The 14,469-nt window shown below is 62.4% G+C and carries 12 protein-coding genes; 9 read left to right on the plus strand and 3 right to left on the minus strand.

Features of this window, described 5'->3' with window-relative positions; genetic code table 11:
* Positions 1-57: 57 nt before the first annotated feature.
* Together M3B90_RS05630 and glmM are read left to right on the plus strand one after the other, a co-directional pair.
* Entirely contained in the window at positions 58-1,650 is a 1,593-nt protein-coding gene (locus M3B90_RS05630; protein WP_259889033.1) for an aspartate:alanine exchanger family transporter, read from the plus strand.
* Between the two features lie 65 nt (positions 1,651-1,715).
* Complete coding sequence (gene glmM / locus M3B90_RS05635; RefSeq protein WP_259889034.1) at positions 1,716-3,089, plus strand: phosphoglucosamine mutase; 1,374 nt, start codon at positions 1,716-1,718, stop codon at positions 3,087-3,089.
* A gap of 223 nt (positions 3,090-3,312) precedes the next feature.
* Here the strand turns inward: glmM and coaA are convergent, their stop codons facing one another.
* Entirely contained in the window at positions 3,313-4,320 is a 1,008-nt protein-coding gene (gene coaA, locus M3B90_RS05640) for a type I pantothenate kinase (RefSeq protein WP_259889035.1), read from the minus strand.
* Between the two features lie 71 nt (positions 4,321-4,391).
* Between coaA and glmS the strand changes: the two genes are divergently transcribed.
* From glmS to M3B90_RS05675, 7 genes are all read left to right on the plus strand, one after another.
* Positions 4,392-6,260 carry a glutamine--fructose-6-phosphate transaminase (isomerizing) gene (gene glmS, locus M3B90_RS05645; protein WP_259889037.1) on the plus strand — a complete coding sequence of 623 codons (1,869 nt, stop codon included), beginning with the start codon at positions 4,392-4,394 and terminating at the stop codon, positions 6,258-6,260.
* A 43-nt stretch (positions 6,261-6,303) separates the two neighbouring features.
* The gene (locus tag M3B90_RS05650; protein ID WP_259889038.1) at positions 6,304-6,753 is read left to right on the plus strand and encodes a holo-ACP synthase; all 450 of its coding nucleotides are present in this window, start codon (positions 6,304-6,306) and stop codon (positions 6,751-6,753) included.
* Positions 6,750-8,516 (plus strand): alanine racemase, encoded by a 1,767-nt coding sequence (alr, locus tag M3B90_RS05655; protein ID WP_259889039.1) that lies wholly within the window; start codon positions 6,750-6,752, stop codon positions 8,514-8,516. Before M3B90_RS05650 ends, alr begins: the two co-directional genes overlap by 4 nt.
* A gap of 1 nt (position 8,517) precedes the next feature.
* Positions 8,518-9,234 carry a tRNA (adenosine(37)-N6)-threonylcarbamoyltransferase complex dimerization subunit type 1 TsaB gene (gene tsaB, locus M3B90_RS05660; protein ID WP_259889040.1) on the plus strand — a complete coding sequence of 239 codons (717 nt, stop codon included), beginning with the start codon at positions 8,518-8,520 and terminating at the stop codon, positions 9,232-9,234.
* 65 nt (positions 9,235-9,299) lie between these two features.
* Positions 9,300-9,761, plus strand: a complete 462-nt coding sequence (rimI, locus tag M3B90_RS05665; protein WP_259889041.1) for a ribosomal protein S18-alanine N-acetyltransferase — start codon at positions 9,300-9,302, stop codon at positions 9,759-9,761.
* 142 nt (positions 9,762-9,903) lie between these two features.
* Positions 9,904-10,581 (plus strand): DUF6318 family protein, encoded by a 678-nt coding sequence (locus tag M3B90_RS05670; RefSeq protein WP_259889042.1) that lies wholly within the window; start codon positions 9,904-9,906, stop codon positions 10,579-10,581.
* A gap of 488 nt (positions 10,582-11,069) precedes the next feature.
* A complete protein-coding gene (locus M3B90_RS05675; RefSeq protein ID WP_259889043.1) occupies positions 11,070-11,603 on the plus strand; it encodes a PKD domain-containing protein in 534 nt (177 codons plus the stop codon).
* A 293-nt stretch (positions 11,604-11,896) separates the two neighbouring features.
* Here M3B90_RS05675 and M3B90_RS05680 read toward each other — a convergent pair whose 3' ends face one another.
* Together M3B90_RS05680 and M3B90_RS05685 are read right to left on the minus strand one after the other, a co-directional pair.
* Positions 11,897-13,675: a hypothetical protein gene (locus M3B90_RS05680; RefSeq protein ID WP_259889044.1), complete on the minus strand. Its 1,779-nt coding sequence runs from the start codon at positions 13,673-13,675 to the stop codon at positions 11,897-11,899.
* On the minus strand, positions 13,660-14,448 hold the full coding sequence (locus tag M3B90_RS05685) for an ABC transporter ATP-binding protein (RefSeq protein WP_259889045.1): 789 nt from the start codon (positions 14,446-14,448) through the stop codon (positions 13,660-13,662). The genes M3B90_RS05680 and M3B90_RS05685 overlap by 16 nt, the downstream gene beginning before the upstream one ends.
* Positions 14,449-14,469: the final 21 nt, after the last annotated feature.

Below are 14,469 nucleotides of genomic sequence, written 5' to 3' on the forward strand. Positions count from 1 at the left end.
TCACCTCACGGTGGCGCCTTCAATCGTTAACCGTGCAAGAGGCCTAAGGTTGTAGCCGTGGTCGTCCTCGATATCCTCGCCGAGCAGCCGCTCCTCGCGCTCTTTCTTGTGATGGCGCTTGGGACGCTGCTCGGGCGCGTGCGTTTCGGACCCGTCCAGTTTGGTGCGGCTGGTGCGCTGTTCGTGGGTCTCGTCGTTGGCGCGCTCGACCCACGCCTCGGCGAAGGCTTTGGCGTGTATCAAACCTTCGGACTGGCCCTGTTTGTGTACATGATCGGCCTCAGCGCCGGTAATGGCTTCTTTCGCGACATGCGAAAGCAGTACCGGCTTATGCTGGCCGCCGTCGGAATCTACGCACTCTATGCTGTGGGGGTGAGCCTTCTCGGATCCTTCGCCGGCCTCGGAAAAGAGCTCACTGCTGGAACGTTCACGGGCACGCTCACCTCGACCCCTGCCCTCGCTGCCGCAAGTAGGGCCTCGGGTGGATCCACGATCCCCGCGGTGGGCTACGCGATCGCCTACCCGTTCGGTGTCATCATCCCCATGATTCTCGTGTCGCTCATGATGGCGAGTCCCTGGTTGCGCTCGAAGTTTTCCGCGCGAAGGGATCCCGGCCGCCCCCGTGGAGCGCAGATTCGCGATATGAGCGTGCGCGTCACCTCGACGATCGCCCTCATGGACGTCCCTGGGGTGCGCGAGGGAACGGTGTCCGCTTCGTACTTACTGAGGCGCGGCATGATGACGATCGTTCGCACCGACACGGTGCTCCACGAAGACGACGAGGTTGTGCTCGTGGGCTTTCCCGACTCTCTCGAGAGCGCTCTCGAAGTAATCGGAGAACGCGCCGAGCACCGCCTTCTGGACGACCGGAGTGCCGTGGACTACCGGCGCATTCTCGTCTCGAACCCGAGGCTTGAGGGGCGGCTACTTCGCGAAACTCGGATCGCTTCGCGCTATGGCGCGATCGTGACGCGCCTTCGCCGAGGTGATGAAGACATGGTCGCTTCGCCCTGGACTCGGCTCGAGCTCGGTGACCGAGTGCGCGTCGTCGCGCCTCGCGAAGAGATCAGCCGCATTTCTGAATACCTCGGCGACAGCGAAAAGCGCATCAACAGTGTCGATTTTCTCGCGCTCGGCCTCGGAATTTCACTCGGGCTCCTTCTCGGTCTGGTGAGCATCCCGATCGGCGGGGGTTCATCGTTTGCGCTTGGAAGTGCGGCGGGGCCGCTCGTCGTGGGGCTCATTCTTGGAAGGTGGGAGCACACGGGACCCATTTTGTGGACCTTGCCAAGGCCCGTGAACCTTACGATCCGCCAGCTCGGCCTCTCCGTGTTCCTCGCGGCGGTCGGCGTCATCTCGGGTCCCTCGTTTGCCGAGAACGTTTTTACCTTGACGGGCCTCAAAGTCGCCCTAGTCGCTGCAGCTTCGCTCATCGTTATGCTTCCCCTCGTTCCCGCTGCCGGAGCGTTTCTCGGGGTGAGTCTCGAGCGTGCCGCGGGGGCCGTCGCAGCTTTCGTGGGGCAATCGGTCGTCCTCGAGCATGCCCTCAACCTCAGCTATGACGACGAGCGCACCGCGTCGGGTTACGCCGCAGTATATGCGCTAGGAATCGTTGTTCAGCTCCTGCTCGTGCAGTTCATGGTCACCTAAAACCCGCCCGCTACACTCGAAGAGTTTCGTGCACGCGAAGTGCACCCGATCAAGGAAGAAACCACATGCCACGTTTGTTTGGAACCGACGGCGTTCGCGGAGTTGCGAACAAGGACATCACCGCGGAGCTCGCGGTCGAACTCGCTGTTGCGGCGGCCCACGTTCTTGGGCAGTTCGGTGCGTTCGAAGCGAGCGAAAGCGATGAACGTCAGGCCAAGCCTCGCGCTGTTGTCGCGCACGATCCTCGCCCCTCGGGCGATTTCATTTCCGCGGCGATCTGCGCGGGACTCGCCTCCGCGGGTGTCGATGTTTTCGACGCCGGCGTCCTGCCCACGCCGGGCCTCGCCTACCTCGTGAAGGATTCCGAAGCCGATCTCGGCGTCATGATCTCCGCGAGTCACAACCCGCATCCCGATAACGGCATCAAATTCTTTGCGCGTGGCGGCACGAAGCTGCCCGACGAAGTCGAGGATGCGATTGAGGCGCGCCTCCACGAGGAATGGGCCCGCCCGCTTGGGGCAGAGGTTGGCTCGATCGCCCCGTACGAAAACGCCGTTGACGCATACGTTGAGCACCTCCTCTCGACCCTCGAGGTCTCTCTCGAAGGGTTAAACGTCGTCGTGGACTGTGCGAATGGCGCATCCTTCGAAAGCGGCCCGAGGGTTCTTGAGCGTGCAGGTGCGAGCATCCACGTGCTTGGTGATCGCACCGATGGTCGCCAGATCAACGAAGGCTGCGGCTCGACCCACCTCGAGCAACTTCAGGCCGCCGTCGTCGAGCACGGCGCCGACATCGGTGTGGCTTTCGACGGGGATGCCGACCGCTGCCTCGCCGTCGACGCCGAAGGCACGGTCATCGATGGCGACCAGATCATGGCGATCCTCGCCGTTGCTCTCAAAGAAAAAGGCAAGCTTGCCGAGAACACGCTCGTCGTCACCGTCATGAGCAACCTCGGGCTCAAGCTCGCGATGCGCGAGCACGGAATCCAACTCGGCCAGACTGCAGTTGGCGACCGCTATGTTCTCGAAGAGATGACTCTCGGAAACTATTCGATCGGTGGCGAACAATCCGGCCACGTGATTCTCCACGAACACGCGTCGACAGGTGACGGTGAGCTCACCGCCCTCCACCTTCTCCAGCGCATGAAGGAGACAGGGAAGAGCGCGCGCGAACTCGCGAGCGTCATGACCCGCATGCCCCAGGCCCTCATCAATGTGCGTGGTGTCGACAAGAACCGCGCTCAGATCGACGCGGTCGTGACGAAGGCCGTCGAGGAAGCCGAAGCTGAACTCGGCGATACCGGTCGCGTGTTGCTTCGCCCTTCGGGCACCGAGCCGGTTGTGCGCGTGATGGTCGAAGCAGCCGAAGATGAACGCGCTCACAGCATCGCCGAGCGACTTGCCGGTGTCGTGCGTGAGCGCCTCGCGCTTGAGAAGTAGGGTTCCGCGGACAAGGCGGCTCTCTTCATAAAGATTTTGGGTCCGACGGTGGCTGTGCAGCCGTCGGACCCGAGTTTTTTCATGAGGAGGAGCGGCAGGGGTGCGGAGGAGGGCGGCCGGGGTGAAGAGGAGCGGTGGCCGGGGTTTGCAGAAGCAGCCGGGGTGCGGCGAGGTCTGGGCAGCAGCCGAGCAGCCTGGTTGATGAGGCGGCTACTACTGGGTGCTAGATGCGGCGTAACAAAACCGAGTGGACCTGGTGATTCGCGCCCTTGCGGAGGATGAGATCGGCCCGCCCGCGCGTAGGCTGCACATTCTCCTTGAGATTCGGGCCGTTAATCGTGTCCCACACGCGACCTGCACGCTCGATTGCCTCATCGTCGCTGAGGTCGGCGTAGTTACGAAAATACGACTCCGGATTCGAGAAGGCCGTCCCGCGAAGAGTAAGGAACCGGTCGATGTACCAGCGCCGGATGTCATCCTCCTTCGCATCGACATAGATCGAAAAGTCAAAGTAGTCGGAAACGGCGACCCCGAGGCGGCCGTCGGCGCGGGGGCGAGCAGGTTGAAGAACATTGAGGCCCTCGACGATGAGCACATCGGGGCGCTCCACGATGATGCGCTCGCCCGGTACCCGGTCGTAGGAGATGTGCGAGTAGACGGGAGCTTCGACGCGGTCTTTGCCACTTTTGACGTCGGCGATGAAGCGCAAGAGTGCGCGACGGTCGTAACTCTCTGGGAAGCCTTTGCGTTCGAGAATGCCGCGACGCCTCAGCTCAGCGGTCGGGTAGAGGAAACCGTCGGTCGTGATGAGCTGGGCGCGCGGGGTCTCGGGCCAGCGCGCGGTGAGGAGCCGCAAAAGGCGCGCGGTCGTGGACTTGCCGACGGCCACTGAGCCGGCAACGCCGATGACAAAGGGGGTGCGGCGGAAGTGTTCCTGAAGGAAGCTCTGGCGGAGGTTGCGCAAGTGCTGGGCGGTCATGACTTGCAGGTTGAGGAGCCTCGATATGGGCCGGTAAATGTCGTTGACCTCGGCATAGTCGAGGGGATCGCCTTGGCCGCGAATCTCCTTGACCTCCTCTGGAGTCATGGGGAGCGGGGTTTGGTCGCTGAGCCTCGCCCAGTCCGCGCGGCTGATCTCCGTGAAAGGGGTGAGGTGGGAATCATCAACTGGTGCGCGGCCGTGATGCGGGGTGTGCGCGTGGGGTGCGGCAGAGTCCAAGTGCTCGAGCATTCCTTAAGTTTACGGTGACGCGCGGGAGTGGAGCAGCGTTTTTTCATTGGTGGAGCGCTACTCTCTGTGGCATGTGTGGAATTGTGGGATACGCAGGGCCCGCCGCCGCGGGCATGACAACTCGGCCGAGTGAGGTCGTTCTCGGGGGCCTGAGCCGCCTCGAATACCGCGGCTACGACTCGGCGGGTATTGCCCGGTGTGGCGCCGGTAAGATTGAGCTTTTCAAGGCGTCGGGAAAAATCCAGAACCTTCGTGACCGGCTTGAAGGGCAAGAATCCTCGACTTCGAGCGTGGCAATCGGTCATACACGCTGGGCGACCCACGGCGCCCCGAGCGATGCCAATGCTCACCCTCACCTCGGCGGCAAACGCGGCGAAATTGCGCTTGTGCACAACGGCATCATTGAAAACTTCGCCTCCCTCAAGAAGAACCTTTTCGAAGAGGGGTACGAGTTCATCTCGGATACAGATTCCGAGGTCGTCGCGCATCTACTCGCGCGCGAGTACGAAAGCGCCCGAAATCTCACCGAGGCCATGCGCGCTTGCGTGGCTCACCTCGAGGGCGCGTTCACGCTGCTCGCGATTCACGAGGACGAGCCGGGAACGGTTGTAGCGGCGAGGCGCAATAGCCCTCTCGTCGTTGGACTCGGAGAGGGGGAGAACTTCCTCGGTTCCGACGTCGCGGCATTCGTGGACCACACGAAGCGCGCGGTCGAGATCGGTCAAGATCAAATCGTTACCGTCAGCGCCGAGAGTGTCGAAGTCATTGGATTCGATGGCACGCCGGTTCCACAACCCAAGCAGTACACGATCGAGTGGGACGCGGCTTCCGCACAAAAATCCGGCTACCACTCCTTTATGGCGAAGGAGATTCACGAGCAGGCCAAGGCGATCGCCGATACCCTTCTGGGGCGTCTCGAGAACAACGAGATCGTTCTCGACGAAATGCATATCGACCCCTCGCACTTGCGTTCGATCGACAAGATCATCGTGGTCGCGTGCGGTACTGCCGCCAACGCCGGGGAGGTTGTCAAGTACGCGATTGAACACTGGTGTCGCATCCCCGTCGAGGTCGAGCTCGCCCACGAATTCCGCTACCGCGACCCGATCGTTCACGAGCGCACGCTTGTCGTTGCCATCTCGCAATCGGGCGAAACGATGGATACCCTCATGGCCGTGCGCTACGCGAAGGAGCAGGGCGCGAAGGTCGTCGCGATTTGCAACACGCGCGGAGCGACCATCCCGCGCGAGTCCGATGCCGCCATCTACCTACACGTGGGGCCGGAAATCGCGGTCGCTTCCACAAAGGCGTACCTCGGTCAAATCGCCGCGTGCTACCTACTCGGGCTTTTCCTCGCGCAAGTGCGCGGCAATCTTTACGGGGACGAGATCCAGGCGATCATGCGCGACCTCGAGGCGATTCCCGGCAAGATCCAGGACGTTCTCGACAATTCCACTCAGGTGGAGGAGCTTGCGCGCACGATGGTGGAGACCACGAGCGTGCTGTTCCTCGGTCGGCACGTGGGCTTCCCAACCGCACTCGAGGGTGCTCTCAAGCTCAAAGAAATCGCCTACATCCACGCGGAAGGCTTCGCCGCGGGCGAGCTCAAGCACGGGCCAATCGCGCTCGTCGAGGAGGGCCAGCCGGTGTTCATCGTCGTGCCGAGCCCGCGCGGGCGCGACTCACTCCACGCGAAGGTCGTCTCGAACATCCAAGAAGTGCGCGCACGCGGCGCCTACACCCTCGTGATTGCGGAAGAGGGCGATAGCGATGTTGAGCCCTACGCCGATGTCGTCATCCGCTACCCGGAAACGCGTACCCTCTTCGCTCCGCTTCTCACGATCATCCCGCTGCAGATCTTCGCGTGCGAACTCGCAACCGCGAAGGGGCTCGATGTTGATCAGCCCCGAAACCTCGCGAAGTCTGTCACGGTCGAGTAGAGCACTCGGGTCCGGGCATACGGCCCGACCTACAATGGGGAACATGTCGAACCCCCCGCACGCGCGTGAGCGCAGCTTCGTGCCGTTAGGCGGCGACGCGCTTGCGGGGATCGGCGTGGACATCGTTGACATCGAGCGCCTCGGGGATCGCCTCGAGCGGCACCCGCGGCTTCGCGAGAGACTTTTCGCCCCCGAGGAGCGCGATCTGAGCCTCGCGTCCCTCGCCGCGCGCGTTGCGGCGAAAGAAGCGCTTGGCAAGGCGCTCGGGAATCCGGGCGACCTTTCATGGCACGACGCGATCGTGCGTCGCACCGAGCAGGGCCGCCCCTACCTCGTGCTCCGCGGCGCCGCGCTCGAGACCGCAAATGCGCAAGCAGTACGTTTCGCACACCTCTCTCTTTCGCACGATGGAGGCCTCGCGACCGCCATGGTCGTACTGGAGACCGGTGAAAGTGACGAAGTAGCACTCGGGGATGAGGAGCCCCAAGAATGAACTTGACACCCGACATCGATCCCCTGATCAGCCCGAATCGCGCGGAGATCTCCCTCAAGGCAATCGCGCACAATGCCTCGCAGTTGCGTGCTGCGATCCCCGACTACATCGCCCTCATGGCGGTTGTAAAAGCCGACGGTTACGGGCACGGCATGGTGGAGGCGGCCCGCGCGGCGATTGCTGGCGGCGCGACCTGGCTCGGCGTTGCCCATCCAGCAACGGCCCTTGACCTCGCGCGCGCCAACCTCGACGTGCCGATTCTCGCCTGGCTGCATGAGCCGGTTTCGGCCAAGGAGGTACTTCCGCACGCTATCGGTGCGGGTGTCGACCTCGCGGTGAGCTCCCTCGCGCAACTTGAGGCCGTGATCGACGCAGCGCATTCGATCGAGCGTCGTGCACGCATCCACGTGGCGCTCGATACGGGGATGGGCCGAGAGGGCGCGTTCGGCAGCGAGGTCGAAGCAATCGGCGCGGCAATTCGCGAAAGCGCGCACGTGTCGCTCGCCGGCGCCATGAGTCACCTATATAACGCGGATGTCCAGGGCGATGCGAGCGTGCGTGAGCAGGCCGCACGCTTTGACGCGATGTGCGAGAGGCTCGAGGCCGCTGCGGGCCCGATTCCGCTTCGGCATTTGTCGGCGAGCGCGGGGGCACTCGCGGGCGAGGAGTTTCGCTACGACATGGTGCGCCCGGGAATCACGGTGTACGGCTATTCGTCGATCGAGACCGATCTGGATCTCCGCCCCGTAATGTCGCTCACCTCGCGCATTTCGCTCGTGAAGAGGGTTGAAGCCGGTCAGGTCGTGGGCTACGGCGCTCAGTACGTGACTGGGCGCCCCACGACCCTCGCGCTTGTGCCGATTGGCTACGCCGATGGCCTTGATCGACGGCTCACGAATCGGCTCAAAGTGCTCGTGCAAACCGGTTCGACATCGACGCTCGTGCCACAGGTGGGCACGATTTCGATGGATCAGATCGTGCTTGACCTTGGGCCCGAAACGGATGCCGGGCCCGGGGATCGCGTCGTCATTTTTGGCGACCCGAACCGCTACCCCGGTGTGTGGACGGCGAACGACCTCGCCCGCGAAGCCGGAACGATCCCATACGAGATTCTGACGTCGGTATCCTCGCGCGTTCCGCGCGTGGTCCTGCCACTTGCTGCCGACCCGGTCGAGCGCACATGGAGCGTCGAGGGGGAGCGCCCCGCACCGCGTTCGTTCACGGTGCGCACGCGCGGGGCGGAAGACACGAGAAGGGCGGCCCGCGCGATTGCCCATCACGCGAAGGCAGGCGATCTGTTCGTGCTCGACGGCCCACTCGGAGCTGGCAAAACAACTTTTACGCAGGGCTTCGCTCGTGCGCTTGACGTGCGCGGTAACGTCGCCTCGCCGACGTTCGTAATTGCGCGCGTGCACCCTGCGAATGCGGAAGGCCCTGATCTCGTCCATGTCGATGCCTATCGCTTGGACGAGGATTGGGACATCGAGGATCTCGATCTTGATTCAAACCTTGACACCTCGATCACGCTCGTCGAATGGGGCCGCGACCGCGTTGAGCACCTCGCAAGTTCCTATGCGATTGTCGAGTTGCATCGTGAGGAAAGTCTTCAGAGCGGGCCGCTCGATGAGGACCCGGATGACACGGATGAGGAGCGCAGCCTCACCGTAACCTTCGTGGGGGAGCGTTATACGCGCGAAGAGCTCGTGCGGATTGGCATTGATCTGCGCGAGGCTGGTTTTAGCCCGGAGCAGGGCGAGGAGTGACATGGCAAAGCTAACGCTGGGTATTGATACGTCGGGTGCGGTAAGCGTGGCGGTTTCCGACGGTTGCCAGGTCCTCGCGCGCCGCATGGATGAACGTGCGCGTCACCACGACGAGGTGCTGCTCGACATGATCGACGCGGTTCTCGACGAGACTGGGTCCTCGCGCGCCGATATCTCGTGCGTCGTCGGTGGCCGCGGGCCGGGGCCCTTTACAGGTCTACGCGTGGGTCTCGTGACCGCGCGTTCTATCGCCTCTGTTCTTGGCGCACGACTCATCGGCCTTCCGAGCCTCGATGCGATCGCTCTCGAGGCAGCTGAACGGTGCCCGGAGGCAAAAACGATCGCGGTCGCTCTCGATGCCCGGCGCCGCGAGGTGTACTGGGCGCTCTATGAGGTGAGTGGTGAAGGTTCCGACGCCTCCCCGCGTCACATCGTGCGCACGTTTGAGCCCGGTGTTGCCGCGCCCGCCGATATTGCCTCGAGTCTGATGGCCGCCGACGTGCTCGTGGGTAGTGGCGCACACCTCTATCCGGAGATCTTGCCTCCCACGGGGGAGTTGCGCCATGCGGATGCGGGATCTTTGATCCGAGCGGCGTTCAGCGCCGAAGAACGTGGTGAGGACCTTTCCTCAACCGAGCCCCTCTATTTGCGCGAGGCGGATGCGGCGAAGCCTAAGCGCCGCAAGTCGGCGCTCGGACTCGGCGATCGGCCCGCCTAGCTATGCCGGCTATTGGGAGGCCGCTTGATCCTTCGCGCGCGCGGCCAGGACCGGGACCCTGGTCGTTGCGGCCGCTCACACGCGCCGATGTCCCCGTGCTCGCGCGCCTCGAGTACGAGCTTTTCCCGGATGAGGCGTGGAGCATCGACATGGTGCTCGAGGAGATCACGCATCCGAGTCGAGACTATGTTGCTGCGGTTGACGAAGGCGGCGGCATCCTCGGCTACGCGGGCATTTTCCTTGCGGGTGAGAGCGCCGATGTGCAAACGATCGGCACGGTTCGCGAAGGTGCAGGAATTGGACGTGCCTTGCTTGACTGGTGCGAACAACGGGCACTCGAGGAGTGCGCCGAGAGTCTGTTTCTTGAGGTTCGGCGCGACAATACCCGCGCACGGAAGCTGTATGAGAGGGCGGGCTTTGGCGAGATTGGGGTGAGGCGCGGCTACTACCGCACACCTGAGGGGCCGGTCGACGCCATCGTCATGCACAAGCCCCTCTCCCGGATGACACCGCCCCGGACTGCATAGGAGGGTGGGAATTTGACGGCTCGTACGGCGGGTCTTCTCCACAAATCTGAAACACGCGTTGCGTCGGGCAGGTCTGCATGGTTTGCTATGTGACATGGGACTCGCTCGGGGGAGTGTGGTCGGCTTTCGGGAGGGGGAGTACATGCGGAGCAGGCAGACGCAGCTTTTCGGTGCGATCGGGATAGTCGCGTTGGTGGGGGCGCTGGCGGGTTGCGGCGGTGAGCAAGTGAGCGGCGGTTCGGCGTCTGCCGCGCCCGCTGCTGCCGCTTCGTCCAGTAGCGATGCTGGCGGCAGCGATGCGGGTGGCGCTTCGGATTCAGGCGGTGCTGAATCGGGTGGCCGTACAGAAGGGTTGCCGCCTGAGAACGAGGCTCTCAAAGCCCCCGATAAGGGGGATTATCTGGGGATTACATATCCAACGGAGCAGGGGGCCAAGGCTGCCGCTCAATACTTTATCGATGCGATGTATTACGGCTACGCGACGGGCGACTCAGCGCCGTTGAAGGAGATCAGTGACCTTCAGACGTGCGAACGATGTGACAAAGTCATCACAGAAATTGATGGTTGGCAGGCCGACCTGAGGTATTTGAGTCCCGCAACCATAACTGTCGATTCAGTTGAACGACTGCCGGATCGCGAGCAGTACGAGGGGAAGAGCCCGGTTGTCTTGCAATTTACGCGTGGGCAAACTGTTGAGATTCGCCAAGGTAGCCAGGGGAAACATTTCCCATCTACCGCGTATGAGGCAGTTTTCCTCCTGGACTGGCAAGAGGAAAAGTGGGTAGTCGCAAAAGCTTCTTGGGAAAAGCGTGAAGCGTGATGAAGAGCGGATCGTTGTGTATTTCCAGGCTGGCGTTGTGCGTACTATCGGTCTTTACACTCCTCCCACTTAGCGTCTCGACGGCTGATGAACCGGAATTTCAGTTCGATGTTGATGGGGACAACAGTTCGATCGTTGTCGATGCAGATCTTCGAGGAGTAGGCCGTGGCGGTACATCGGAACTTCCGGACGATCGCAAGCGCGCTCGGGGTGACGCCGTCACTGATGGTCCTCGTCGAGTGTGGGCTGCAGCGAGTGATTCGGATTTAGGGTGTTTGGCGGATAAGAGCAGCATTACTGCGCAGATGGGCGGTACGGCGTGCCTGGCGCAGAGCATCGTGTGTTCGGTCGTGACGCCAGGTGCCTCGATGAGTGTTGGCAGGGAAGTTGATCCGTCCACTGGCGCTCCTGTTTTTGGAACGGAGCGTTGGTCGAGTTGTTCGACGCCATCATCCAGTGGCGGTGGTGGTGCGCCGGCGGTGCCGGTGGTGACGGAATCAGATTTTCAGTCGCTCGGTGTCGAGCCACTTGTCGCGCATATTGGCCCGCCGAGTGGGTGGATTCCGATAGGTATCGACATGATCGCGTGGGCGGAATCGGATGTGCAGACGTTCGACATGGAGATGCTCGGTCAAGCGGTGCAAGTTCGAGCAACGCCGGTGAAGTATGTGTGGGACTTTGGGGATGGGACGGTGCTGACGACGTCCTTTCCTGGTCGGCCGTATCCGGAGAAGGACGTGTCGATGCGGTACGTGCACCAAGGGTGGTATGAAGTTTCGCTCGTGACACAACTCAGCGGAGAGTATTCGGTCAATGGCGGTGCCTGGCAGCCGATTGCGGGAACCATTGAGGTTGCGAGTGAGAAGCGGTGGGTTTATTCGGATCTTCGGGAGTCGCGTCTTGTAGGCGATGAGGTTCCGGAGGAGTACCGTCGAGAACCGGAGCGTGGCTCCGACACGATGGGTCCGCCGAACCCGGATGCGCGTGTCGAAACACTGACCTCGCCGCAAACGAAACATTAAGTCTCGCACTTGACGCTCGAAATAGCGGAAAAGAGAGACAAGCAGGCGTCGGAATCGACGCCCGTATCCCGTGCGCACACTCAACCGATAGGCGCGTGAATTAGGCGCGCCCGCACTCATCCGAACAGCCGGGATTACCTACGTTTAGCTACGTCAATCCGCGAAGATGGGGAGCGGGGAGCGGGGAGCAGGGGAGCGGGGAGGGGGACAGCGGGGAGCGGGAGGTGGGGAGAGCCGCGAGGCGGAAAGAACGCTCGGTATCAAACCCCCACAACCACTATGCAATCCAGGAACTAGCCGGCGAAGGCCCGGACCTTTTGGAACTCGTCCGCGTAGTGCGAATCGAGGTGCTTTACCGCAAACCTCTGGCCGAGATATAGCGTCACGCCACCGATCACGAGAGCGAGCACCGCCCCCGCGTACTCGAGCCCCGGAACGAGCTTGAGACCGACGACGATGCAGATGATGCTCGGCGTGAGGGGAAGCCACGTGCCCACAAACGTCGCGAGGAACGTGATCCACATTTGTCCGCTACCGCCGCCATTGCGGGAATTTTTCATCGTGCCGGGCTTAGGCGCGGGCATGGGAAGGAACGCCGTGGTGAGCATCGAGATGCCCCACGAACTTGCGACGAAGCCAAGCGCGGTGGGCAACGTTAGTGCGATGTACTGCGGCTGCGACTGGAGAATTGGGGCTACGATCGCGACGATCACTACGAGCGGAAGCATGAGAATGCCGAGGGCAACATAGCGACCGAGCAGGTTTGCACGGTTGTCGATACCCGCCACAATATTCACCCACGAGGAGGGGCCGTCGAACCCGATCTCGTTGCTGATTGTGATGCCGGTAAGCCACGCCACGAGAGCCACGGCGAAGTACGCCATGAAAGCGTTGTCGTCGACGACAACACTCATCGCGAGCATGAAGACCGCGAGGATCGGCGCGATCAGAAGCGCCGTGGAGTAGCGGGTATCGCGGCGCCAATACTTGAGGGAACGGCCCGCGGAGGCGCCGAGGGCATTCGACCTGAGGAAGCCCGGCACGAGTGGCGTGACCTTGGCGTCCTGCTCCTGGCTTGCGCCCTTGAGCGCCTGGAGCTGCCCCTCGGCGAAGCTCAGGCCCCACCACTGCCACAGCAGCCAAATGGCGACGACCGTCAGGACGAGTCGGATAGCCGCGGCGACCCACAGTCCCTCGGCAAGGTCCATGGGGACGGCAAACGGAGCACCGAACGGCGTCCACAGGAGGAAATCGTACACAGGCCCAGCGAGCCGAGCGAGGCCCTCCACGATCCCACCGCCGGAGTTGAGAAGCAGGTTCGCGCCGTAAACGGCGACGAGGACACCGATGAGAAGGAGCGCCTGGAGGCGTTCCTTCTTACGCTTTGCGATGCGGACCGTCGACATCCACGCGAAAATGGCGCGCGGGATGAGCACACACAGGAGAAGCCCGAGCACAGTCATAGGCACAAGCGCGATCAGGGCGATGATCGCCCCGGGCGTGGAGATTGCGGCACCGTTGTTTGACACGAGTGCCCCGATGAGCCAAATGGCCTCAAGCACGACCGTCACGAGCGCGGCGAGCGCGGTAAAGATGAAACCGACCGAGATGAGAGAGCCCACGAGAATGGGCTTCAAGAGGTCCTTCGGGCCCCGCCCGAATTGCGCGAACCGGGCGGGCGAAAGTGTGTCGTCGACGCCAAACATGAAGAGAGGCAGGAGAGTCCACGCGACGACGGCAGCGAGGCCCGTCACGCGAATCACAAGGGCAAAAACTCCCGACTCGGCGGGAACAAACAACATGCCTGACAAAACGACGGTGAAGAACACGAGCGCGGCCACTCCGTACAAGAGTGCAAAGCCGAGCCCGATAATCTTGGCCCAGTTCTTGTGGAAGCTGCGCTTGAGCAGCGTCCACTGGAGCTTGGGGAGCACTCGCATGAGGCTCGGCGTCTTCTCGGCGGTTGCCCCGGAAGTACTGCCAGTGTTCTGGGAATATTCCCGGTCGAGGTTTTCGAAAAATACTTCGGTTCCGACGCCTGCCGGGGCTTTATCGTTTACTGGTTCAGCCACGAAAGATCCCCCTGCGTTTCGTCGACACCGGCGATTTCGATGAAGCGATCCGTGAGGCTGCCGCCGCGGCGAACCTCGTCAATGGTGCCTTCGGCTCGCACCTCGCCCTCGGCAATGATGGCGACGTGTGTGCACAGGCCTTCGACGAGTTCCATGACGTGGCTTGAGATCACGACGGTGCCACCACCCTCGACGTAGGAGGTGAGGAAGGTGCGAATGCCGTGGGCAGACACGGGGTCGACGGCCTCGAGAGGCTCATCGAGAACGAGAAGGCGAGGAGCGTGGATAAGGGCGCACGCGAGCAGGATCTTTTTCGTCATGCCCGCCGAGTAGTCGGTGACGAGCTTGCCCTCGCTGTCGGCGAGCCCGAGCGCGTCGAGAAGCGACTGCGTGCGTGCATTGACAGTGTCGATGTCCATGTTTCTAATGAGGCCCACATACGTGAGAAGTTCGCGCCCCGTAAGGCGGTCAAACGTCGGAAGCCCATCCGCAAGAACGCCCATTTGCGTTTTTGCCTCGTTCGGGTGCGACCAGACGTCGGTCCCGAGTACCTCAGCGCTGCCATCGTCCGGGCGGAGCAAGCCAGTGGCGATCGAGAGTGCTGTCGTTTTGCCCGCGCCGTTGGGGCCAACGATCGCGTAGAACGAGCCGCGCGGCACGTCGAGTGAAATGCCGTGGAGAACTTCCGTGCCGTCGAAGGACTTGCGAAGGCCTCGCATGGAAAGGGCTGGGGCTTCGGCCTGGTGATTGACCGATGTGTCAATGACAGTCATGTCATAAACGTAGCAGGGCAA

The organism is Dermabacter sp. p3-SID358 (assembly GCF_025147465.1).
In the GTDB taxonomy this organism is placed as follows: domain Bacteria; phylum Actinomycetota; class Actinomycetes; order Actinomycetales; family Dermabacteraceae; genus Dermabacter.

What these genes read in the sequence shown, in the direction of transcription:
- glmM (WP_259889034.1), top strand. Translation starts at nt 1,716, where the DNA reads ATGCCACGTTTGTTTGGAACCGACGGCGTTCGCGGAGTTGCGAACAAG.
- coaA (WP_259889035.1), bottom strand. Translation starts at nt 4,320, where the DNA reads ATGCTCGAGCACTTGGACTCTGCCGCACCCCACGCGCACACCCCGCAT.
- glmS (WP_259889037.1), top strand. Translation starts at nt 4,392, where the DNA reads ATGTGTGGAATTGTGGGATACGCAGGGCCCGCCGCCGCGGGCATGACA.
- M3B90_RS05650 (WP_259889038.1), top strand. Translation starts at nt 6,304, where the DNA reads ATGTCGAACCCCCCGCACGCGCGTGAGCGCAGCTTCGTGCCGTTAGGC.
- alr (WP_259889039.1), top strand. Translation starts at nt 6,750, where the DNA reads ATGAACTTGACACCCGACATCGATCCCCTGATCAGCCCGAATCGCGCG.
- tsaB (WP_259889040.1), top strand. Translation starts at nt 8,518, where the DNA reads ATGGCAAAGCTAACGCTGGGTATTGATACGTCGGGTGCGGTAAGCGTG.
- M3B90_RS05670 (WP_259889042.1), top strand. Translation starts at nt 9,904, where the DNA reads ATGCGGAGCAGGCAGACGCAGCTTTTCGGTGCGATCGGGATAGTCGCG.
- M3B90_RS05685 (WP_259889045.1), bottom strand. Translation starts at nt 14,448, where the DNA reads ATGACTGTCATTGACACATCGGTCAATCACCAGGCCGAAGCCCCAGCC.